The sequence below is a fragment of the Georgenia alba genome (genome assembly GCF_042665525.1).
GTDB classification, from domain to species: Bacteria; Actinomycetota; Actinomycetes; order Actinomycetales; family Actinomycetaceae; genus Allobogoriella; species Allobogoriella alba.
On sequence record NZ_JBHTCQ010000004.1, the window covers coordinates 32,023 to 52,478 of the forward strand.

Below are 20,456 nucleotides of genomic sequence, written 5' to 3' on the forward strand. Positions count from 1 at the left end.
CTGCTGTCACCCGCGACGGAGCCGCGTGGTCCGGTCGGCGGCGCGGACGAGGAGCCCGAGCCGGTCGCCGATCGCCTTCAGCGCCTCGCGGCCGCTCCGCGGCCAGAGTGCCACAGCGATCCGCTCCCGCCGGGCCAGTTGCGTCCGGGCCGCGTGCAGCACCGTGCGCACGTCTCGTGCCATCGCACCGTCCGCGGTCTCACCGGCGTCGGTCACCGGCGCGTACCGGGCGCGCTCGACGCGGGCGACCACCCGCTCCAGGGCCGACTTCTCGTCACCTGCGAGCCCTGCCCGCCGGGCGTAGTGTGCGCCGGCGCGCCGCGGCGTCGCGCCGCCGGGCATCGGCACACCCAGGTCGTCCAACGAGTCGACGAGGAACCGCCACTCGCCCTCGGTCCGTCCCGCAGCGTCACGGGCGGACCTCCGCCGCGCGGTACGACGCAGCCGACCCGCGGTCGGGACCACCAGGAGCACGGCGGTGATCGCCGCCATCGCGATCACCGCCGGTCCCGCGATGCGTCCGGCCCGCTCCGTCCAGGACGGCACGGGCGCGGCGACGTCGGTCTGCTCCTGCGTCGGGATCTCCGCCGGCGCCTCTGCGGTCGGCCCGGGGGTCGTCTCCGGCGCCGGCAGCGGCGCGGCGATGTCCGCATCCGTGAGGTAGAGCGGCGCGGTCCCTGTCCGGACCGCGGGGGTCGGTTCGAACCGTGTCCAGCCCAGCCCGCTGATGTACAGCTCCGGCCAGGCATGCGCGTCCGCGGCAACCACGACGTACGACCCGTCGTCCTGCTCGGCACCCGGCAGGAAGCCCAGTGCCAGGCGAGCGGGGATGCCGGCCGCGCGCGCCATCATGACCATGGCGGTCGCGTAGTGCGTGCAGTACCCGACCTTCGTGGTGAGGAAGTGCGTGATCGGGTCGTACTCCGGGTCCGTCATGTCCTCCGGCGCGGCGCTGTCCGGACTCGCCGGCGCGATCGGTGCCGGGGCGGCAAGGGTGAGGGAATAGCGGAAGTCCGGTCCACGCAGATGGGACTGGATCTCCCGCGCCACCATGAGCTCGTTCGCGGCAATCTCGGGCTCCGCGTCCTCCAGCACCTCGCCGAGCTCGTCCAGGACCACGTCACGCGACGTCGGGTCCACCCGCAGCAGGTCGGGCTCGACCGTGCCGGCCGCCGGGCCGACCCCTACGTCGTCGGGCAGATGCCCCTCGACCTCGGCGAACGTGGCCTCGTACGAACCGGGCCGCCGGGCGACCCTCACGGCCCCGGTGCGCTCGTCCTCCTCCCACTCGATGTCGCCGAAGTCGGCCTCGACAAGCGGGTACGGGACGGCGACCTGCGGCGCCCCGAGGCCGTTCGCGAGCACGGTGATCGCGTGCGCGCCGCGCTCGACGTCGTCACGTTCCACGAGGGAGTCCGGTCCTTCGTGCGGCTCGTCCTGCTGCCCGGTCGGCCACCACTGGCCACCGGCGTACCGGTGCGAGGCGACCACCCGCAGCGGCGTGACCTCGTCCTCGGCCCGGTACCGCAGCACCGGACGTTGGCTGCGGTCCCTCAGGTCCGCGGCGAGGTCGAAGGACTCGGTGAACTGGACCAGGGAGCTGCCGCTCGACGCCGACCCCAGACCTTGGAGGACCGCGCGCGGTGCGAGGTGAGGGACGAGACCGGCGAGCACCACCGCCAGCACCACGCTGCCGGCCCCGAGGCTCGTGGCCCACCGACGGTGCCCGCCGCTCGGGCTCGCCGCCTCGTCGCCCGGGAGCGGCGCGGGTGCTGCCCGGCGTCGGGTGGCCCAGGCCCGGGCGGCGAGCAGACTCTGCCGCGCCATGAGCAGCAGCCACGCGCCTGCCGCGCCGAGGAAGTACAGCGGGTGCAGCGGTTCGCCGGTCCCGGACGCGCCGAACACCAGGGCCAGGACCAACGGCATCCCGGCCAGAGCGGGGGAGCGCAGCGTCACCGCGAGCGCGTCGACGGCCCACCCCACCCCGACCATCGACGCGGCCACGATGAACGCCAGGCCCGGCCTCTCCGGTGCCGGAACCGTCTCGGTGCGGATGGTCTCCGCGCCGGCGAGCACCAGGTCCCCGGCCGCCGCCAGCGACGCCTGCCACGGGAGCCCGAGGACGAGCGTCTGCGGCACGAACACCCAGGCCAACGCGGTCCAGCCGGCGAGCATGGGCACCACCAGGACCACCAGCTGCGGCAGACGAAGCCCGCGCGCGAGCGACCCGGTCACCGCGACGGCGACGAGACCCGGCAGCATCTGCCAGACCCAGCCGCTGCCGTCGAGGAGGAGCTGCACCGGCCAGCTCGCGACGACGGTCGCGACCATGGCCAGAAGTGCCTCCCGCCACGCGCTGCGCGCGAGCATCACAACGCTCCCTGGTGGACGCTCGTCCGCCGCGCCGAGGGCGAGGTCGAGAGCTGGTGCCAGACCTCGGCGACGCCCGTCCTGCCGGTGACCACCCGGGTCCGCCACCCGCTGGCGATCGCCCCCTCGGCGACGGCAGCGGCGTGGCTCGGTCCGGGGCCGCCGAACCCGGTCCCGTCGAGCACCACCATCAGACCGGTCGACCCGGTGCGGCGCGCGCGGGCGAGCTGGCGGGCCGGTCCCGGGTCAGCGTCGCCCAGCACGGCGACCGTCACGCCCGCGTCGAGCGGCCGTGCCGCGGTCACCACCGGCTCCATGTCGCCGGCCTCGGGCAGTGCCAGCGCCAGGTGCCGGAGGATCTCCGGGAGCGGCAGCACCGAGCCGGCCCGCTCCTCCCGCACCGTGTCGCTGCTGACCAGGTGCAGCGCGTAGCCGCCGCTGTCCAGATGCACGGCCACCGAGGCGAGGAAGCTTGCGGCCCACTCGAACGATCCTGTCTCCGTGCCGTGGTGCGCGAGCCGCCGCGAGTCCAGCACGAGCACCGCGCGCCGTCGTGCCGGCTGCTCCTCCTGCCGGACCATGAGCTCGGCGTGGTGCGCGGTCGCGGGCCAGTGGATGCGGCGCAGCTCGTCACCCTGCTGGTAGGCGCGGGTGCTCACGTCGTCCTCGCCGTGCGCGGCAACCTGGTGCGGTGTCGGCCAGTCGCCCGCACCGCCGTGCCGTCGCAGCCCGCGTCCGTCCAGCGGCACGATCGCGGGTAGCACGACGATCTCCCCGGACGGAGGCAGGGTCAGGCGGGCATGGGCGAGCCGGAACGGGTCCTCGAGGCCGATCCTCAGGGGGCCGGGACGGTACAGGCCCCGCCGGTTGCCGACGACGTCGTACACGGCGGTCCGCGTCGCCCCGGGCTCGGTCCGTGGCAGGACGAAACGGGCGGGGCCGCCCAACGCGGTGTCGAGACGCTCCTCGGCGAGGTGCTGGCGCAGGGTGCGGCGACCGGCGTTGCGCACCTGGAGCACCACGCGTCCGGCGTCGCCGGGCCGAAGCAGGGCCGGCCGGGCCTCGCGCCGGACCACCAGCCGGGGCCGCGCGCGCCACACCGACGCTGCCGCCAGCGCCGGAAGCACGGCCAGCAGCGCGCCGATCCGGGTGATGTCCGGGAAGCCCAGCAGGGCGGCCAGGCACACGACCGCGATCCCCAGGATCAGGAACGTCCGGCCGCGACCGGTCAGCCTCACCCGCACGGCGTCACCCAGGGACGGGCACCGAGGCGACGATGCTGTCCAGGACGTCCGCGACGGAGGCGCCGGAGAGCTCTGCGTCACCGGAGAGGATGACGCGGTGCGCCAGCACCGTGGTGACCAGGTGCTGGACGTCGTCGGGCAGGACGTGGTCGCGCTCCTCGAGCGCCGCGTGCGCGCGGGCCGCCCGCAGCAGCTGCAGCCCGGCCCGCGGCGAGGCTCCGAGGCGCAGGTGCGGGCTCGTGCGGGTGGCAGCGACGAGGTCGACGACGTACTGCTGCAGGGCGGGGGAGGCGTGCAGCTTCTCCACGGCCTTGATCAGTGCCGCGACCTTCACGGCGTCGGTCACCGGCCGCAGGTCGGCGAGCGGCGACCCGGACCCGTGGTTCGCCAGCATCCGCAGCTCGGCGGCGGTGTCCGGGTAGCCCATCGAGATCCGGGCCATGAAGCGGTCGCGCTGGGCCTCGGGCAGGGGATAGGTGCCCTCCATCTCGAAGGGGTTCTGGGTCGCCATGACCAGGAACGGATCCGGCAGCGGGTAGGTCCGGCCGTCCGCCGTGACCTGTCGTTCCTCCATCGCCTCCAGGAGCGCCGACTGCGTCTTCGGCGAGGCCCGGTTGATCTCGTCCCCGACCACGACGTTCGCGAAGACGGCGCCCGGCCGGAACTCGAAGGTGTGGGTGTCCTGGTGGAAGACGCTCACGCCGGTGATGTCCGAGGGCAGCAGGTCGGGCGTGAACTGGATGCGATGGACCGTCGAGTCCACCGTGCGGGCCAGCGCCTTCGCCAGCATCGTCTTGCCGACACCCGGGACGTCCTCGACGAGCAGGTGCCCACCGGCGAGGAGCACGGTCAGCGAGGTCCGGACGACGTCGTCCTTGCCCTCGATGACCTTCGTCATGGCGCGCTGGGCCTCCGACGCCACCGCATGCACCTCGTCGAGGCCGACCTCGGCGCCGGTGAGCACAGGATCCATGGACTGATCGTGCCCCATCCCCGGCCGGCGCGCGGCCTGGTCGGGACGCCTCCCTGCAGGGGTCGGCTACTCCTCGTCCCGACGTCCGCGTGCCCGGTGCCCCAGGATCTTGGGCACCACGAGCCACGCGACGGCGATGAGCAGGAGGACGCCGCCGGCCACCGGTAGGGCCACCTCTCGGCCCAGCACGACGTCGAACACGAGCAGGACCGTGCCGACGACCACCAGCCCCAACGACGCAAGTCCCGCCATCGCCACCCGGTGGCCGGTGCGGACCGTCTCCGCCTTCAGGCGTCGCTGGAAGAGCAGACGGTGCATGCTCACCGGCGCCGTGACGAGCATCGTCGTCAGCGCCGCGAGCAGCACGAGCGTCAGATAGATCCCGAGCTGGACGTCGTCCAGCTCGGCGAACCGCGGCTGGAACGGGAGGGTCAGGAGGAAGCCCGTGAGGAGCTGCACGCCGGTCTGGGTGACGCGCAGCTCCTGGAGCAGCTCGTTCCAGTTGCGGTCCGCGCGCTCGTCATCCGTCTCGTGACGTCCCCTCGACAGCTCGGCGCGGGAACGGTCCTCGGCTCCGGTCACGGCGTCCTCCTCGCCTGACTCTAGGCCCAGCGTGCGCTCGACGCGCGGTGCTCGTGGCACCCGTCCCGACGGCGTCGCGCCGGTTAGTGTTGGCGGTCGCCGGACGAGGAGGAGTGGGGCGTGGCGAAGACGTGGTCGACGCAGACCGAGCTGGGCAAGCGCTTCGGCCTGACCGCGCGCGAGGTGGGCACCCACCTGACCGAGCTCGGTCTCAAGGCGGGCTCGCGCGCCACCGAGCGCGCGGTCGCCGAGGACCTGGCGGCCGAACGGTCGCTGCGGGACGGCACGCCGTTCTTCGTGTGGCACACGCAGCGCGTCGGTGACCTGCTCGCCGGCCGTGGGCTGCGACCCGCGGACCCGGCCGGTGCGCCCTCCGGCGAGGCGGAGGCGCTGCCGCTGTTCGCGCAGGACCCGCCGCCGCGGGCCACCGACGGCTACGCCGTCGTCATCGCGACGGACGGCTCTGCGCTGGGCAACCCCGGTCCCACCGGCTGGGCATGGGTGGACCAGGAGACGGGGGAGTCCGGCTCGGGCGGCCTGCCGCACGGCACCAACAACATCGGTGAGCTCATCGCCGTTCGGGAGGCGTTGCGACACGTGGGCCCGGACGGCGACGTGCTCGTGCGCGCGGACTCCCAGTACGTGATCAACGTGGTGACGAAGTGGGCGCCCGGTTGGCGCCGCCGTGGGTGGCGCAAGGGTGATGGGAAGCCGCCCGAGAACCTCGAGCTGGTCAAGGACATCCTCGACCTGGTCGAGGCGCGCTCGGGTCGTACGGACTTCGAGTGGGTGCGCGGTCACGCCGGCGACGTGCACAACGAGCGCGCCGACGCCCTCGCCGTCGCCGCCGCCCAGGCGGCCACCCCCGGCTCCGGGCTCAGGTGAGGGCGGGGATGACCTCGCGCTCGAACAGCTCCATCTGCTCGGTGGAGTACGCGGCGTCGGAGAAGTAGAAGATGCCGTACGACAGGCCCTTCTCCTTCAGCGCGGTGAGGTTCTCCACGACCTGCTCCGGCGTCCCGTGCGCCGGCATGCCCCGGTAGCCGGCGACCTGCCGCTCGAGCAACTCGGCGGACAGGTGCTTGCCGAGCCGGGCGGCGTGCTCCGCCTGCCGCTCCTTCACCTCGGACTCCGTCGCGCCGATCATGACGTTGAAGTTGGACGAGCGGGTGATGGCGTCGAAGTCCGTGCCGACCTCCCGGCAGTGCTCGCGCAGGATCTCGCTCTTCCGGACGAAGCCCTCGGGCGAACCGTCGAAGTTCGTGTAGGCGGCGTGCTGAGCCGCGATCCGCAGCGTGACCTTCTCGCCGCCGCCGGCGATCCACAGCGGGATGCCGCCCTCCTGGAGCGGGAGCGGACGGCAGATGGCGCCGTCGACCTGGTAATGCTCGCCGTCGAGGGTGGCGACGCCCTCGGTCCACGCCTGCTTGAAGATCTGCACGCCCTCGTCGAGCATCTTCAGGCGCACGCCGGCACGCGGGAAGCCGTAGCCGTACGCCCGCCACTCGTGCTCGTACCAGCCGGCACCGATGCCCATCTCGAGGCGGCCGCCGCTGATGTGGTCGATGGTCGCGGCCACCTTCGCGAGGTACATCGGGTTGCGGTACGCCATGCAGGTGCACATCTGCCCGAGCCGGACCCGCTCGGTCACCGCCCCGAGACCCGCCATGAGTGACCACGCCTCGTGGGTCGCCTCCTCGGAGGGCCGCGGCGTCGTGTGGAAGTGGTCGTACACCCAGATCGACTCCCACACGCCACCCGCATCGGCCCGTCGCGCCACGTCGGCCATCGTCGGCCAGTGGTCCGCCTCGTCGACCTCCGTCAGGTCGAAGCGCCAGCCTTGCGGGATGAAGAGTCCGAATCGCATGGAAGTCATGCTCGCGAGTCTATGGTCGCGCCCGCCGCCGTTCGTCGGCCGTCCAGCAGTCGGCGCGCGTGCCCGTCCAACTAGGCTGGTGCGGTGGGCATGGAGCAGGCTTCACCGGCCGGTGAGGTCACCGAGCGGGTGTGGACCGTGCCGAACGTCATCTCGGCCGTCCGGCTGCTCCTCGTGCCCGTCTTCGGTGTGCTGCTCTTCACCGAGCGGGACGTGCCCGCGCTCGTCGTCCTCGTGGTCGCCGGCGTCACCGACTGGCTCGACGGCCTGATCGCCCGCCACTTCCATCAGACCTCCCGGCTCGGCCAGCTCCTCGACCCGGCGGCGGACCGGCTGTATATCTTCGTGACGCTGGTCGGACTGGCGTGGCGCGAGTTCGTCCCCTGGTGGCTGGTGCTCGTCATCGTGGCACGCGACGTGCTGCTCGCCTGCCTGCTGCCGGCGCTGCGCAGGCACGGGTACGGCCCGCTGCCCGTGCACCTCGCCGGGAAGGCGGGCACATTCGCACTCATGTACTCCTTTCCCTTGCTCCTGCTGGCGGGCTTGCCCGGCACCCCCGGCGACCTGGCGTGGACGTTCGGCTGGGCGTGCGCGCTCTGGGGCGTGGGCCTGTACTGGTTCGCCGCGCTGCTCTACGTCGAGCAGGTCGCTCGCATCGTGCGGGAGAGCGCGCCGTGACACCGGCCGGTCGCCCCGAGCAGGACACTGTCCGGACCGCGCGGCCCGACGAGTCCATGTCGCTCCTGCGCTACCTGCTGGAGAACCCGCTCGACGCCGGGTACCGGAGGGCCGCCGAGCAGCGCCCCACCCGTCCGCGCAGGCGCTCGTGGTGGCAGAAGGCGGTGGTGCTGGTGCTCAGCATCGCCATCGGCACCGGCGGGGTCTGGGCGGCTCGCGAGCTGCGTGCGCCGCAGGGCGGCCTCACGCCGGCTCGCTCGCTGCTCCTGGAGCAGATCGAGGAGCGCACCGCAGCCGGGCATGAGCTGGAGGGCCAGAACGCGACCATCTCGGCAGAGATCGAGTCGTTGGAGCAGGCCGGGCTCGGTCTCGTCGACGACGACCTCGCGGCGCAGCTCGACGCGCTCGCCGTACCGTCCGGTGCGGTCGCCGTCAGCGGGCCGGGCGTCGTCGTCCGGCTCGAGGACTCCCCGGCCGCCCAGCAGGGCGCCGAGGGCTCCGAGGACGAACGCATCACCGACGTCGACCTCCAGGTGCTGGTGAACTCACTGTGGGCCGCCGGCGCAGAGGCCGTCTCGATCAACGGCACGCGCCTCGGCTCGACCACGGCCATCCGCACCGCCGGCGAGGCGGTGCTGGTCAACCTCGAGCCCGTGGTCTCGCCGTACCAGGTCGAGGCCATCGGGGAGCCGGACCACCTGCAGACCGAGCTGGCCCGGACCCCGGCGGCCACCCACCTCGACGTGCTCCGCAGCACCTACAGCATCAGCGTGGACATCAGCACCCAGGAGCGGATCGAGATGGCCGCGCTCTCCGGCGTGGCACCGCGGTACGCCCAGCCGCTCGGTGACGTGGCCCCCACGTCGTCCGGTGTGTCACCCTCTGGTGATCGGTCCGCGGACTCGGGCGCGGACGGGGAGGAGCGGTAGGTGCTCGCGGTAATCGGCCTGCTCATCGGCGTCCTGGCAGGTGTGCTCCTCGACCCGACCGTCCCGGCACTCCTCCAGCCCTACCTCCCGATCGCCGTCGTCGCGGCGCTCGACGCCCTGTTCGGCGGCCTGCGTGCCCGGCTCGACGGCGTCTTCGACGACCGCGTCTTCGTGGTCTCGTTCGTCTTCAACGTGCTCATCGCCGCCTTCATCGTCTTCCTCGGGGACCAGCTGGGCGTGGGAACGCAGCTGAGCACCGCCGTCATCGTGGTCCTCGGCATCCGCATCTTCTCCAACGCGGCGGCGATCCGTCGCCACATCTTCCGGGCGTGAACCTCACGTGAGCGACGACGAGACCACCGAGCCGAGCGGCGACCGGCCCGCGACGCGGGGCGACGACCGTCCACCGAGGTCACCGGAACGGGTCGCCCGGTCCCGGCGCGTGCTCCGGTCGCTGATCTCGGCCCGCATCTCGGCGATCCACGTGGTCGTCGCCCTGCTGTGCGCGGGTCTGGGGTTCGCCGTCGTGGCGCAGGTGCGCCAGACGCAGGACGACGTCCTGTCCAGCATGCGGCAGGACGACCTCGTACGGCTGCTGGACGAGCTGACCCGACGCAACGAGGAGCTCGAGGCGGAGCAGGAGCAGCTCCAGGACGACCTGTCCGGGCTGCGGTCCTCCACCAGCTCCCGGGAGGCGGCGCAGGAGGCCGCCGAGCTGCGCGCCATCACTCGGGGGATGCTCGCCGGGACGCTTCCGGTGCACGGCCCGGGCATCACGCTCACGGTCTCCGACCCGGACCACGCCGTCAGCGCGCACGTGCTGGTCACGATCCTGGAGGAGCTTCGCAACGCCGGCGCGGAGGCCGTCGAGCTCTCCGGCCAGCGGCTGACTGCCTCGAGCTGGATCCTCGACGACCCGTCCGGCGGCGTGGTGGTCGACGGCGAGCGGATCAGCCCGCCGTACGAGTGGCGTGCCGTGGGGGAGCCGGAGACGCTCGCGGTCGCCCTGAACATCCCCGGCGGCGCCACCGCCTCGGTACGGAACGTCGGCGCGACGACAGAGCTCACCGAGGAGGACGACGTCGAGATCACCGCCGTCCGTGAGGTCGAGCCCGTCGAGGTGGCCTCACCCGTCCCGCCCAGCGAGTCGGACGAGTGAGGCGGGATCCGTGCCCGACGCCCGGGCGTCGGGTGACCCGCGCGCACAGTGGCCGCCGCCTGCCTCTATTGTTGACCCCGACGGCCGACGCCCGGACCACGAAGACCCAGGAGGAAGGCCCATGACGACGCCGCAGCCGCCGGAGCGTGCCGGGGGCCCGGGCGAGCGCCCCGACGCCACGACGACAGCCCGCTTCGGTGCCGTCGGCGCCGACTTCGAGCAGGACCTGCTCCACCAGGGTCTGAGCCCCGACGACGTGGCCGCGATCGAGGCGCTGCCGGAGTCCTCCGCGCTGCTCATCGTGCAACGCGGACCGAACGCCGGCGCCCGGTTCCTGCTCGACGCGGAGCGTACGACGGCCGGCCGGCACCCGAGCGCGGACATCTTCCTCGACGACGTCACCGTCTCCCGCAAGCACGCCGAGTTCCTCGCGGGGGAGGGCGGGTTCTCCGTCCGCGACGTGGGCAGCCTGAACGGGACGTACGTCAACCGCGAACGGATCGACAGCACCGTGCTGCGGACCGGTGACGAGGTGCAGATCGGCAAGTACCGGCTGACGTACCACCCGAGTCCGAGTCGCGGCCAGAGCGGTCAGGCGACGACGGACCAGTCGTGAGCTCCGCGGCCCGCCGCCAGCCCCTGGGCGAGGGGGGCGGCCAGACCGAGCGCGCCCCCGAGCGCGGCCGCCACGAGCAGCCGACCTCCTGGCCGCAGGAGGTCTCGCACACGCCGTCGATGAGCATCGGCACGGTGCTCGCACTCCTGAAGCCGGAGTTTCCCGCGGTGACGCTGTCCAAGCTGCGCTTCCTCGAGGAGCAGCGCCTCGTCGCGCCGCGGCGCACCGGGTCGGGCTACCGGATGTACTCCCGGGCGGACGCGGAGCGGATCCGGTACGCCCTCACCCAGCAGCGGGACAGCTATCTGCCGTTGCGGGTCATCCGCGAGCAGCTGGCGGACCTCGACGCCGGGCGTGAGGTCGTACCGCCGTCGCACGCACGGGTGGTCAGCCGGGACGGCGAGCTCGTCAGCCCGGCCGCCGGCGCCCGGGTGAGCGCGCAGGAGATCTGCGAGCTGACCGGCTGCAGCGAGGAGGAGCTGGACGAGATGGCGCGGGCCGGCCTGATCATCGCCGACACCCGTGGCCGCTTCCCGGGTCGGTCGGTACAGGTGGTGCAGGCCGCCCTGGCGCTCAGCCGCCACGGCATCTCCGCACGGCATCTGCGCCGGGTCCGCACCAGCGCCGAGCGGGACGCGGACACGATCGACCAGGTGGTGGCGCCGACCCGGGCCCAGCGCAACGGTGCGGCCCGGGAGCGCGGGGCCGCCCAGGCGAGCGAGCTCGCCGAGCTCTACGCCCGGCTCCACGCCGAGCTGCTGCGGTCCGCGGTCGACGAGCTCGGCTGAGGCCCGGTCCCGGCAGCGCGCGCCGCCGGCGATTTGCGGTCGGTGAACGTCCTTCGGGTCGCCTTTCAGGTCTCCTCTCCCAGGTACAGGTCGTACCGTTGCGGCATGCGCGAGATGGTGGTGCTGGGCGTCCGGGTCTCCGTCCCGGGGAACGAGGTGGTCGTCGTCCTCGGTGAGCCCGGGGGTGCGCGCGTGCTCCCGATCGTCATCGGACCCCGCGAGGGTGCGGCCATCGCGTCGGCGCAGGCCGGCCTCGTCCCGCCCCGCCCGCTGACGCACGACCTCCTCGTCTCGATCCTCGAGCATCTCGACGTCACCGTGACCGAGATCCGCGTCACCCGGGTGGTCGACGCGATCTTCCACGCCGAGGTGGTGCTCAGCGGCGGACAGGTGGTCGACTCCCGACCGTCCGACGCCATCGCTGTCGCGCTGCGGGCCAAGTGCCCGGTGCTGTGCGACGAGGAGCTCCTCGAGGTCGCCGGCGTCCCGGTGGAGGACGCCGGTCTCGACCCGTCGGAGGGGCCGGCACTGGCCGGGAGTGAGCCGGGAGCAGAGGTCATGGAGGAGTTCCGGGCGTTCCTGGAGGGTGTGGAGCCGGAGGACTTCGCCACCGGTCCGCCCGGCGGCGGTGGTGGTCCCGAGGGGGACCCCGGCCAGGAGGACCAGCCGGGCGATCGGCCCTGATGCTGGCGGGACGGTGCGCCGCCCCCGCCGGCCGAACCTTCGACATGAGGGTGAGACTCGCCGGGCGCGACACGCCGTCGGCTTTCGCGGTGCGCCTCGTTGACCCGACGGGGGGTCGGTTCTACGTTGAGTACGTCCACCGCAGACGACCGTCGGCCGCGTATCCTCGTACCGGCAGACGTCGGAGCGGATCTGGTGAGTACGCGGAGCGAGGGAGGTCGCTGTGAGCGGCACTGATGCGACAGCGGGTGCGGCCCCGGGTGTGCCTCAACGGGCACAAGGGATGCTCTTCGGCGACACCCTTCCCGACCTCGACCAGGACACCGGCTACCGCGGCCCCACCGCATGCCGCGCTGCCGGGATCACCTACCGGCAGCTCGACTACTGGGCGCGGACTGGGCTCGTCGAGCCCAGCATCCGCAGTGCCTCGGGCTCGGGCAGCCAGCGGCTGTACAGCTTCCGCGACATCCTCGTGCTCAAGGTCGTCAAGCGGCTGCTGGACACCGGTGTCTCGCTCCAGCAGATCCGCACCGCGATCACCTCGCTGCACGAGCGGGGCGTCGAGGACCTCGCCGAGATCACCCTCATGAGTGACGGGGCCTCCGTGTACGAGTGCACCTCCGCCGACGAGGTCATCGACCTGGTCCAGGGAGGGCAGGGCGTGTTCGGCATCGCGGTCGGTCGTGTCTGGCGCGAGGTGGAGGGCGACCTGTCCCAGCTACCCACCGAGCGGGCGCACGAGGACGGCGAGCCCCTCGTCGAGGACGAGCTCGCCAAGCGTCGCGCTGCCCGCAACGCCGGCTGACGCTCCGGCAACCTCTCGGCCCCCGCCCACGGCGGGGGCCGATCTCATGCGGCGGCACAGTCCGTCTCATGCGGCGGCACAGTCCATCGCGGCCCCGGTGACCCACCGGACCTCCGTCCTGTCACCCGACGGGTTGATCCCTCACGGACGATCGCGCATGCCTCCCGTGCCGTGCGAGCGCATCTGCCGACGCGATGTCAGACCCGAACGGCAGGCTTGCGTACAGGTGTTCGAGCGCTCAGCCATCGTGCGCATGACCAGGAGGAGTTGTGATGTCGGTCGACAACGGGGTCCAGACACTGGAGATCGAGCTGGCCAGCCTGGCGGAGGACCTCACCTCGCCAGGGTGGCACGAGTGCGTGCTGTGCTACGTCAACCGGATGATCGCGGCGTTCGGATGCGACGGGACGTTGCGCTGGACACGAAGATGGAGGGATCGGCAGGCGCCACGGGCGACGGGGCTCGAGCGGCGCGCCGGGCGGGTCGGCGCATACTGCGACTGCGAGCTGTTCCTCAACGGGTGGGACGTCGCCGTCGAGGTGGTGCCCGACGAGTACCGCGGGCCGGGCGGGGGCGCCGGGTGTCTCGGCGTCCGTACCGGCACCACGCAGCCGTGCCTGGTCTGGGTACGCATCAACCGCGCGGCGGGCTGGTGACCCGGCGGTCCGGTGAGGCGGTGCTCAGCGACCGACGTGGTCCTGCCACCGGTGCTGCGGGGCGTACCCCAGCAGGCGGCGGGCCTTGTCGATGCTCAGCAACGTCTCGCGGCCCACCACCTCGCGACGGCGCGGCACGTCGGGGAACTCCGCCGCGAGGAGGTCCGCGGACGGTGTCTCCATGACGGTGTCCTCCGCGGCGATGATGAACGCCTCGAAGCCCGTCAGGTCGACCTCCAGGGCTCGGCGCACGGCCTGGGCGCCGTCGCGGGCGTCGATGTAGCCCCACATGTTCCAGCGGCGGACGCTCGGATCGTCCTGGAACGCCGGGAAGTCGGCGTAGTCCTCCGGCCGCATGACGTTGGAGAACCGAAGCCCGATGAGCTTCAGCTGTGGGTCCCACCGGGTGAGGTGGCGTGCCATCTCCTCCTCCACGGCCTTGCCGAGGGAGTACGTGGACTGCGGCATGACCGCGTACTCCTCGTCCACCGGGGCATACGGCGGCGGCGGGTCGAACGGCAGACCGAGGACGGTCTCGGACGAGGCCCACACGAGGTTGCGCACCCCGGCCACCTGGGCGGCGCGGAACACGTTGTAGGTGCTCGGGACGTTGTTGCGGAAGGTCGTGGCGTTGGGGGAGCGTCCGGGTGCGGGGATCGCCGAGAGGTGCGCGACCGCGTCCACGGGGCCGCCCTCGTCCACGCCGCTGAGCAGCTCGACCACCTGGCCGAAGTCGGTGAGGTCGGCGGTGACGAAGCTCCCGGGCAGGCCGGGCGGGGGCGCGACGCGGTCGGTGGCCACGACGTCGTACCCGTGCTGGGCAAGGTGCTCGACGACGACGCGGCCCAGCTTGCCGCTGGCTCCGGTGACGAGGATGCGGTTCATGGCTCGATCATGCCCGACCGGTGGCCGTGGCCTCCTGGGCGGTCCGCGGAGCGGGCTCGGCGTCGATGAGCCGCTCGACCTCGTCACGGGAGACCGACCCGGGCTCGGCGCCCCGGGCGACGAGGTCGTTCGCGAGCCGCTGCAGCACGGCGTTCACCGGCGTGGGGACGCCGTGGCGGCGCCCCAGCAGCACGATCTCGCCGTTGAGGTAGTCCGTCTCGATGTCGGGTGCCCGCCGCGCCAGGGACTGCCAGGACGAGCTGCCGGGGTGCGGTTCGCCCGCGACGTCGCCCATGGTGAGCACGCCCTGGCGGCGCTGCCGCTCCTCGTCCACGTCCACGACGTCGATCCCGGCCGCCGCGACGACCCTGTCCGCCTCGGCGACCGCGCGCTTCCACAGATCGCCGCCACGCTCGCCCGGTCCGCATACCGCGCCGACCGCGTTCCCGAGGTTCATGAACAGCTTGCGCCACTTCCACCGGCTGATGCGGTCCTCGACGTGCGAGAGCAGCGTCGCGCCCGTGAAAGCCTCGGAGATCTGCTGTGCGGTGGCGTCCACCCCGGACGGATGGCGCCCGATGTCGAGCATGCCGGTGACGGGTGTGGAGTAGGCCTTGACCACGCCGGGCTCCAGATGCACGGCCGGGAGCGCGACCATGACGCCGTAGACGTTCGGGAACCGCCGCAGCGCCTCGTCCTCGTTGCTCACCCCGTTCTGCAGGCTGACCACGGCTACCTCGTTCGGGGCCGCGGCCGCCAGGTCCCGCAGGACTCCGGCGCTGTGTTGGCTCTTGACCGCGATGAGCACGACCTCGTCACCGCGCCACTCGAGCGCGGCCGGGTGCGGCACCGCCCGCAACGGCACCACCTGCTCACCGGTCGGGTCCTGCACGCGTAGACCGGACTCCTGGATCGTCTCCAGGTGTGCGCCGCGCGCGATGGCGGTCACGTCGTGGCCGTGCTGGAGGAGGCGTGCCGCGACGACGCCGCCGATGGCTCCGGCACCGTAGACCACGAAGCGCATGACGGACCTCCGGACGGGTCGAGGGGCGGGCACGCTCAGCCTTCCACCGCGGGGCCGCGGCGGACAAGACGGTGTCCACGCGGGCCAAGTGTCCGCGCGGACCTGGCGTCGTCGGCCGTTGTCGGGCCGGACGGCCCTGGCTACGTTCGTCCCGAGGAGATGACCCGGGATCGGTGGTGCACGGTGGCGCATCTGGGGAACGGACCCACCGTGCCGCACGCCGTGGCGGCGATGCCGCAGGTCCGACCGCTGGCGTCGAGCGACCTCGGGTGGGTCGTGGGCCTCGCTGCGGCCCGCCGCGAACGCCTGGCCGGGTACGCGCCGCGGTTCTGGCGGCCGGCACCGGACGCGCGTGAGCGGCACGCGCCGTTCCTGGCCGGGCAGATCGACGACCCCGGCACGGTGACGGTGCGCACGGACCGCGGGTACCTGCTCGGCGCACCCCAGGGCGACCGGCTCGTGGCCGACGACATGGTGCTCGAGGACGACTCGGCCTGGGGGAGCGACGGCGTCGCACTCCTGCTCGCGGCCGGGCGGCACGCCGATCTCCGAGCGGTGTGCCCGGTGCCGGAGCGGGCGCGTCGGGAGACCGTCGAGGCGCTCGGCCTCACCCGCGTCGAGTCCTGGTGGACGCGGGACCTTCCGACGTCCGAGTCCAGCAGGTCGGACGGCGGTCGGCTCGCCGTCGAGAGTGACGGCGGTCGGCTCACCGTCGACGGTGGCGCCGGCCGGCTCGTCACGGCTCCGCCGGTCTACGCGCCCGGGGGTCCGGTCCTGCTGGTCACGGAGGTCACCGGCCTGGCGCCGTTGCTCGCGCTCGAACAGGCGGCTCGCCAGGTCGGCGCCGTGGTGTCCGTCGTCGCCGTCCCGGCCGGCGACGCGACCGGGCGCGACCTCCTTGAGGACGCCGGGTATCGCGCGACCACGGACTACCACGAGGGCCGACCTCGCGGCGCGTGATCAGGCCTCCCGTCGCGGCAGGACCACGCCGTGCAGCTGGCCGATCCTGCCGTCCACGAGCTCCAGGCGCCCGACGAAGACGGTCTCGCCACGGCGCGTGGCCAGCACGCCGACGTCGTCCTCGAGCGGGATGCTGGTGAGCTGCCACGGGCTTCGCGGGCCCAGGAAGAACATCGTCCGTTCCGCGATGTCGAACGGGCCCTCCTCCCACCCGACACGCCGGCCCTCCATCGTGACCGAGCCGGAGACCGAGGGGTCGAGCAGCTCGACCAGGGCTCCGAGGTCCCCGCCCCTGGTCGCGGCGACGAACCGGCGGGCGACCTCCGCGGCACGCGGGTCCGGCTCGGTGAGCACGGGCGGTCCGCCGTCCCGGATGGCGCGGCGGGCCTGGCTCGCGAGCTGTCGGCAGGCCGCCGGGGTCCGTCCCACCAGCTCTGCCACCTGGTCGAACGGGACGCCGAAGACGTCGTGCAGCAGGAACGGGGTGCGCTGCGCAGGCGTCAGCCGGTGCAGGACGACGTCGACGGCGTGCCGCACCTCGTCGTCCAGCGTGATGCGGTCCGCGGGGTCGGGTGCGGTCTCGTGCACCTGCTCGGCGAGGTCCGCCGAGTCGACCGGTCGGGATCGGCGGTGGTGGGCCGACATGAGCCGGTCCAGGGCGAGACGCCGCACGACGACCACCAGCCAGGCCCGCACGTCCTCGATGTCCTCGATGCGCTGGAGCGTCAGCCGCACGAATGCGTCCTGGACCACGTCCTCGGCCTCGGTAGGGTCGCGCAGCACCCGCCGCGCGACCGCCAGGAGGTAGCTGCGGTCCTCCTCCCAGGCGGCCGTGACGCGGTCCGGCCCGGCCATCACCGGCACCACGTTGCCAGGTCGAGCGCGAGGATGGACACCGAGATCACGGCCCACGTCGCGGTGAACGGCAGGTGGTGGTCGTAATGCCGCGCCCGAAGGTGGGCGAACGTCGCGCACGACCAGTAGACGATCAGGCCGACGGCAGCGGCCGTCCCCGCCGGACGGACCCCGAGCAGCCCGGCGACCAGGCCGGCCACGGCCAGCGCCTTGACGACGCCGATCGGGAACCGTTGCCACGACCGCGGGACGCCGGCCGCGTCGAGAGCCTCGTCGGCCCCGCGCGACACTCTCCGCGGTCGGCCCGTGAGCGAGACGAGGGCCGTGAACGCGCTGAAGCCCGTCGCGACGACGGTGAGGACGAGAAGGGTCATCTCCATCCTGCTGATGCCTCCTTCCAGACGCTCTCACCGGAAGGACGGTCCGAGACGCAGGAATGTGAGGCCACGAGCACCGTCCGTATCGCGGGACGGAGGAATCACCGTCGTGCCGCCGGAAGAGGGACCCGGGGCCGGAGCTTCTGGCGTTCCGGCAACTTTTTTGGTTAGTTTGCCGTGCCGTAATTCGCTTAGGTCACCCTTACTACCGAGAGGGTCACGTGTCGGACGCATCCCTGCACCACCTCGTCCACCCCGACAACGCCACCGAGCTCGACGCCGCCATCCGGAGCGGGCTGCACTGCCTCACGGACCAGCTCACTGCCGTGACCCGCCCGGCAACCGGCCGCTCGCCGATGGACGCCGCGCTGCCGGTGGCCGGGGTCGATCTCGACCGGCCGCTGCCGGACCTCGAGGCGGCTCTCGCGGAGGTGACCCAGCTGTGGCTCCGGGACGCCGTCTGGTTCCACCACCCCTCGTACGCCGCCCACCTCAACTGCCCGGTGGTGATCCCGACGCTGGTCGCCGAGCAGCTCCTCACCGCGGTCAACAGCTCGATGGACACCTTCGACCAGAGCGTCGGAGCCACCTACATGGAGCGCCACCTCATCGACTGGACCGCACGAAGGATCGGGTTCGGGCCCGGCGCCGACGGGGTCTTCACCTCGGGCGGGTCGCAGTCCAACCTGCAGGCGCTCGTCCTTGCCCGCGCACATGCCGCGGCACGCGGGCTGCCGCCGGAGCGGATGCGGATCCTCGCCTCGGCGGACAGCCACTTCTCCGTCGGCAAGTCCGCGCACGTGATGGGGCTGCCCGCCGGCGCCGTGGTGCCGGTCCCCGTCGGTGCGGACCGCCGGATGGACGTGGCCGAGCTCGCCCGGCTGGTGCGGCAGGTCGAGGAGTGGGGCGACCAGCCGATGGCCGTCGTCGCCACCGCCGGCACCACCGACTTCGGCGCCATCGATCCCGTGGCGGACGTCGCCGACGTCGCCCGTACGGCCGGTGCGTGGCTGCACGTCGACGCCGCGTACGGCGGCGGCCTGCTCACCTCCCGGCGCCACCGCCACCGGCTCTCCGGCGTCGAGCTCGCCGACTCGGTCACCGTCGACTACCACAAGACGTTCTTCCAGCCGGTCTCCTCCAGCGCGATCCTCGTCCAGGACCGGCAGGCCCTGCGCGCGGTGACCTGGCACGCGGACTACCTCAACCCGGCGGACTCGATGAACCCCAACCAGGTCGACAAGAGCCTGCAGACCACTCGCCGCTTCGACGCGCTCAAGCTCTGGATGACCCTGCGCGTCATGGGTCCGGACGCCATCGGCGACTACCTCGACGCGGTGATCGACCTGACGGAGGAGGTGCACGCGGCGATCTCCGGGTGGGAGGACCTCGAGCTCGCCGCGCCCCCACAGCTGAGCACCATCGTGTTCCGGTACGCGCCGCCGGACACCTCCGAGCGTGCCCTCGCCCAGCTGAACACGGCCATCCGCCACGAGCTGTACGCCCGGGGCACGGCCGTCGTGGCCGCCACGACCGTGGAGGGCCGCCAGTTCCTGAAGCTGACCCTGCTGAACCCTGCGGCCACCCGGGAGGACGTCCTGTCGATCGTCAGGAACGTCCTGTCCGTGGGTCGGGAGCTCTCCCGCGACCGTCATCCGGCCACCGTGGGAGGTGCCCGATGAGCCGCACCGATCGGCACACCCACGACGTGCTCGGCATCGGGCTCGGCCCGTTCAACCTCGGTCTCGCCTGCCTGCTGGACCCGATCGAGGAGATCGACGCCGTCTTCCTCGAGGCACGCGAGGAGTTCGACTGGCACCCGGGCATGATGCTGCCCGAGGCGACCCTCCAGGTCCCGTTCCTCGCGGACCTCGTCACCATGGCGGACCCGACGTCGCCGTACTCGTTCCTCGCGTTCCTCAAGGACACCGGCCGGCTGTACTCCTTCTACGTCCGCGAGTCCTTCTACCCGCTGCGCCGGGAGTACAACCAGTACTGCCGGTGGGCCGCCGACCGGCTCTCCTCGGTGCGGTTCGGGGCCGGCGTGGAACGGGTGGAGCACGACGGCGACGCGTACGTGGCCACCACGCACGACGGGGAGGTGCACCGCGCCCGCCGTCTCGTGCTCGGCACCGGGACGGTCCCGTTCGTGCCCGCGCCGCTGCGACCGTTGCTGGGGCAGGACGCCGTGACGCACTCGGCCGAGTACCTCCGGCACAAGGCCTCATTGCAGCGACGGCGACGCATCGCCGTCGTCGGCAGCGGCCAGTCCGCGGCCGAGGTGTACGCCGACCTGCTCGACGACATCGACGACCACGACTACGAGCTCGTGTGGCTGACGCGGTCCCCGCGCTTCTTCCCGATGGAGTACACCAAGCTCACCCTCGAGATGACCTCGCCCGAGTACACCGCCTACTTCCAGGGCCTGAGTGACCGCAAGCGGCGGGAGCTGCTGCGCGAGCAACGGAGCCTCTACAAGGGCATCAGCGCCGGGACCATCGATGCCATCCACGAGCGCCTCTACGCCCGGCAGGTGGCCGGCGGCACCGACACCACCCTGCTGACCTGCGCCGAGGTCGTCGGCGCGCGCGCCACGGCCGACGGCTACCGGCTCGACCTGCATCACACCGAGCGGGACGAGCCGTTCCGGGTCACGGCGGACGCGCTCGTCCTCGCCACCGGCTACCGGGCCGAGGTCCCGGCCTTCCTGGCGCCCGTGGCCGACCGCATCGCGTTCGACGGCGAGGGCCGCTACGACGCCGACTCCTCCTACGCCGTGGACCACGGCCGGAGCGAGATCTACGTGCAGAACGGCGAGGAGCACACCCACGGCTTCGTCGCGCCGGACCTCGGCATGGGCGCGTACCGCAACTCCGTGATCATCGCCGCGATGCTCGGCCGCGAGGTCTACCCCGTGGAGCGACGGGTCGCGTTCCAGGAGTTCGGCGTGCCCGAGAGGTTCCGGACCCCGGCGCTCGAGGAGGTGCCCCGGTGA

The 20,456-nt window shown here is 72.7% G+C and carries 22 protein-coding genes; 13 read left to right on the top strand and 9 right to left on the bottom strand.

Annotated elements, in window-relative coordinates; genetic code table 11:
• Positions 1-6 precede the first annotated feature (6 nt).
• The 4 genes from ACFQQL_RS16105 to ACFQQL_RS16120 are packed head-to-tail and all read right to left on the bottom strand — an operon-like array spanning position 7 to position 5,169.
• Positions 7-2,370 (bottom strand): transglutaminase TgpA family protein, encoded by a 2,364-nt coding sequence (locus ACFQQL_RS16105; RefSeq protein ID WP_382396182.1) that lies wholly within the window; start codon positions 2,368-2,370, stop codon positions 7-9.
• A complete protein-coding gene (locus tag ACFQQL_RS16110; protein WP_382396183.1) occupies positions 2,370-3,608 on the bottom strand; it encodes a DUF58 domain-containing protein in 1,239 nt (412 codons plus the stop codon). The genes ACFQQL_RS16105 and ACFQQL_RS16110 overlap by 1 nt, the downstream gene beginning before the upstream one ends.
• Positions 3,609-3,618: 10 nt before the next feature.
• A complete protein-coding gene (locus ACFQQL_RS16115) occupies positions 3,619-4,605 on the bottom strand; it encodes an AAA family ATPase (protein WP_382396184.1) in 987 nt (328 codons plus the stop codon).
• 48 nt (positions 4,606-4,653) lie between these two features.
• Positions 4,654-5,169 (bottom strand): DUF6328 family protein, encoded by a 516-nt coding sequence (locus ACFQQL_RS16120; protein WP_382396185.1) that lies wholly within the window; start codon positions 5,167-5,169, stop codon positions 4,654-4,656.
• Positions 5,170-5,289: 120 nt separating this feature from the next.
• Between ACFQQL_RS16120 and ACFQQL_RS16125 the strand changes: the two genes are divergently transcribed.
• Positions 5,290-6,054, top strand: a complete 765-nt coding sequence (locus ACFQQL_RS16125) for a ribonuclease H family protein (protein WP_382396186.1) — start codon at positions 5,290-5,292, stop codon at positions 6,052-6,054.
• On the opposite strand, the gene ACFQQL_RS16130 is transcribed toward ACFQQL_RS16125, so the two are convergent.
• Positions 6,047-7,036: an LLM class F420-dependent oxidoreductase gene (locus ACFQQL_RS16130; protein ID WP_382396484.1), complete on the bottom strand. Its 990-nt coding sequence runs from the start codon at positions 7,034-7,036 to the stop codon at positions 6,047-6,049. The two genes, ACFQQL_RS16125 and ACFQQL_RS16130, sit on opposite strands and share 8 nt — an antisense overlap.
• Positions 7,037-7,135: 99 nt before the next feature.
• Here ACFQQL_RS16130 and ACFQQL_RS16135 point away from each other — a divergent pair, with 99 nt between their 5' ends.
• From ACFQQL_RS16135 to ACFQQL_RS16175, 9 genes are all read left to right on the top strand, one after another.
• Entirely contained in the window at positions 7,136-7,723 is a 588-nt protein-coding gene (locus ACFQQL_RS16135) for a CDP-alcohol phosphatidyltransferase family protein (RefSeq protein ID WP_382396485.1), read from the top strand.
• Positions 7,720-8,652, top strand: coding sequence for a DUF881 domain-containing protein (locus ACFQQL_RS16140; protein ID WP_382396187.1), 933 nt, complete (start codon positions 7,720-7,722; stop codon positions 8,650-8,652). The genes ACFQQL_RS16135 and ACFQQL_RS16140 overlap by 4 nt, the downstream gene beginning before the upstream one ends.
• Positions 8,653-8,985, top strand: a complete 333-nt coding sequence (locus ACFQQL_RS16145) for a small basic family protein (protein WP_382396188.1) — start codon at positions 8,653-8,655, stop codon at positions 8,983-8,985. It begins immediately after the preceding gene.
• Between the two features lie 7 nt (positions 8,986-8,992).
• Complete coding sequence (locus tag ACFQQL_RS16150; protein ID WP_382396189.1) at positions 8,993-9,811, top strand: DUF881 domain-containing protein; 819 nt, start codon at positions 8,993-8,995, stop codon at positions 9,809-9,811.
• A gap of 121 nt (positions 9,812-9,932) precedes the next feature.
• Entirely contained in the window at positions 9,933-10,427 is a 495-nt protein-coding gene (locus ACFQQL_RS16155) for an FHA domain-containing protein (RefSeq protein ID WP_382396190.1), read from the top strand.
• A complete protein-coding gene (ftsR, locus tag ACFQQL_RS16160) occupies positions 10,424-11,215 on the top strand; it encodes a transcriptional regulator FtsR (RefSeq protein ID WP_382396191.1) in 792 nt (263 codons plus the stop codon). The genes ACFQQL_RS16155 and ftsR overlap by 4 nt, the downstream gene beginning before the upstream one ends.
• A gap of 105 nt (positions 11,216-11,320) precedes the next feature.
• A complete protein-coding gene (locus tag ACFQQL_RS16165; RefSeq protein WP_382396192.1) occupies positions 11,321-11,899 on the top strand; it encodes a bifunctional nuclease family protein in 579 nt (192 codons plus the stop codon).
• A 283-nt stretch (positions 11,900-12,182) separates the two neighbouring features.
• The gene (locus ACFQQL_RS16170; protein ID WP_382396486.1) at positions 12,183-12,704 is read left to right on the top strand and encodes a MerR family transcriptional regulator; all 522 of its coding nucleotides are present in this window, start codon (positions 12,183-12,185) and stop codon (positions 12,702-12,704) included.
• 272 nt (positions 12,705-12,976) lie between these two features.
• A complete protein-coding gene (locus tag ACFQQL_RS16175; protein ID WP_382396193.1) occupies positions 12,977-13,360 on the top strand; it encodes a DUF2695 domain-containing protein in 384 nt (127 codons plus the stop codon).
• Between the two features lie 24 nt (positions 13,361-13,384).
• Here the strand turns inward: ACFQQL_RS16175 and ACFQQL_RS16180 are convergent, their stop codons facing one another.
• Both ACFQQL_RS16180 and ACFQQL_RS16185 read right to left on the bottom strand, forming a co-directional pair.
• The gene (locus ACFQQL_RS16180) at positions 13,385-14,245 is read right to left on the bottom strand and encodes an NAD-dependent epimerase/dehydratase family protein (RefSeq protein ID WP_382396194.1); all 861 of its coding nucleotides are present in this window, start codon (positions 14,243-14,245) and stop codon (positions 13,385-13,387) included.
• Positions 14,246-14,252: 7 nt separating this feature from the next.
• On the bottom strand, positions 14,253-15,269 hold the full coding sequence (locus tag ACFQQL_RS16185) for a ketopantoate reductase family protein (RefSeq protein ID WP_382396195.1): 1,017 nt from the start codon (positions 15,267-15,269) through the stop codon (positions 14,253-14,255).
• Between the two features lie 159 nt (positions 15,270-15,428).
• Here ACFQQL_RS16185 and ACFQQL_RS16190 point away from each other — a divergent pair, with 159 nt between their 5' ends.
• The gene (locus ACFQQL_RS16190; protein ID WP_382396196.1) at positions 15,429-16,229 is read left to right on the top strand and encodes a hypothetical protein; all 801 of its coding nucleotides are present in this window, start codon (positions 15,429-15,431) and stop codon (positions 16,227-16,229) included.
• On the opposite strand, the gene ACFQQL_RS16195 is transcribed toward ACFQQL_RS16190, so the two are convergent.
• Together ACFQQL_RS16195 and ACFQQL_RS16200 are read right to left on the bottom strand one after the other, a co-directional pair.
• A complete protein-coding gene (locus tag ACFQQL_RS16195) occupies positions 16,230-17,084 on the bottom strand; it encodes a sigma-70 family RNA polymerase sigma factor (RefSeq protein ID WP_382396197.1) in 855 nt (284 codons plus the stop codon).
• Positions 17,084-17,464: a DoxX family protein gene (locus ACFQQL_RS16200; RefSeq protein WP_382396198.1), complete on the bottom strand. Its 381-nt coding sequence runs from the start codon at positions 17,462-17,464 to the stop codon at positions 17,084-17,086. The genes ACFQQL_RS16195 and ACFQQL_RS16200 overlap by 1 nt, the downstream gene beginning before the upstream one ends.
• Before the next feature lie 218 nt (positions 17,465-17,682).
• Between ACFQQL_RS16200 and ACFQQL_RS16205 the strand changes: the two genes are divergently transcribed.
• Together ACFQQL_RS16205 and ACFQQL_RS16210 are read left to right on the top strand one after the other, a co-directional pair.
• A complete protein-coding gene (locus tag ACFQQL_RS16205; RefSeq protein WP_382396199.1) occupies positions 17,683-19,143 on the top strand; it encodes a pyridoxal phosphate-dependent decarboxylase family protein in 1,461 nt (486 codons plus the stop codon).
• Complete coding sequence (locus ACFQQL_RS16210) at positions 19,140-20,456, top strand: lysine N(6)-hydroxylase/L-ornithine N(5)-oxygenase family protein (protein WP_382396200.1); 1,317 nt, start codon at positions 19,140-19,142, stop codon at positions 20,454-20,456. The genes ACFQQL_RS16205 and ACFQQL_RS16210 overlap by 4 nt, the downstream gene beginning before the upstream one ends.

Bases quoted from the DNA above. Each gene is read 5' to 3' on its own strand.
- ACFQQL_RS16105 (WP_382396182.1), bottom strand. From the start codon at position 2,370: ATGCTCGCGCGCAGCGCGTGGCGGGAGGCACTTCTGGCCATGGTCGCG.
- ACFQQL_RS16115 (WP_382396184.1), bottom strand. From the start codon at position 4,605: ATGGGGCACGATCAGTCCATGGATCCTGTGCTCACCGGCGCCGAGGTC.
- ACFQQL_RS16130 (WP_382396484.1), bottom strand. From the start codon at position 7,036: ATGCGATTCGGACTCTTCATCCCGCAAGGCTGGCGCTTCGACCTGACG.
- ACFQQL_RS16135 (WP_382396485.1), top strand. From the start codon at position 7,136: ATGGAGCAGGCTTCACCGGCCGGTGAGGTCACCGAGCGGGTGTGGACC.
- ACFQQL_RS16155 (WP_382396190.1), top strand. From the start codon at position 9,933: ATGACGACGCCGCAGCCGCCGGAGCGTGCCGGGGGCCCGGGCGAGCGC.
- ACFQQL_RS16165 (WP_382396192.1), top strand. From the start codon at position 11,321: ATGCGCGAGATGGTGGTGCTGGGCGTCCGGGTCTCCGTCCCGGGGAAC.
- ACFQQL_RS16170 (WP_382396486.1), top strand. From the start codon at position 12,183: ATGCTCTTCGGCGACACCCTTCCCGACCTCGACCAGGACACCGGCTAC.
- ACFQQL_RS16175 (WP_382396193.1), top strand. From the start codon at position 12,977: ATGTCGGTCGACAACGGGGTCCAGACACTGGAGATCGAGCTGGCCAGC.
- ACFQQL_RS16180 (WP_382396194.1), bottom strand. From the start codon at position 14,245: ATGAACCGCATCCTCGTCACCGGAGCCAGCGGCAAGCTGGGCCGCGTC.
- ACFQQL_RS16185 (WP_382396195.1), bottom strand. From the start codon at position 15,269: ATGCGCTTCGTGGTCTACGGTGCCGGAGCCATCGGCGGCGTCGTCGCG.
- ACFQQL_RS16190 (WP_382396196.1), top strand. From the start codon at position 15,429: ATGACCCGGGATCGGTGGTGCACGGTGGCGCATCTGGGGAACGGACCC.
- ACFQQL_RS16195 (WP_382396197.1), bottom strand. From the start codon at position 17,084: ATGGCCGGGCCGGACCGCGTCACGGCCGCCTGGGAGGAGGACCGCAGC.
- ACFQQL_RS16200 (WP_382396198.1), bottom strand. From the start codon at position 17,464: ATGGAGATGACCCTTCTCGTCCTCACCGTCGTCGCGACGGGCTTCAGC.
- ACFQQL_RS16210 (WP_382396200.1), top strand. From the start codon at position 19,140: ATGAGCCGCACCGATCGGCACACCCACGACGTGCTCGGCATCGGGCTC.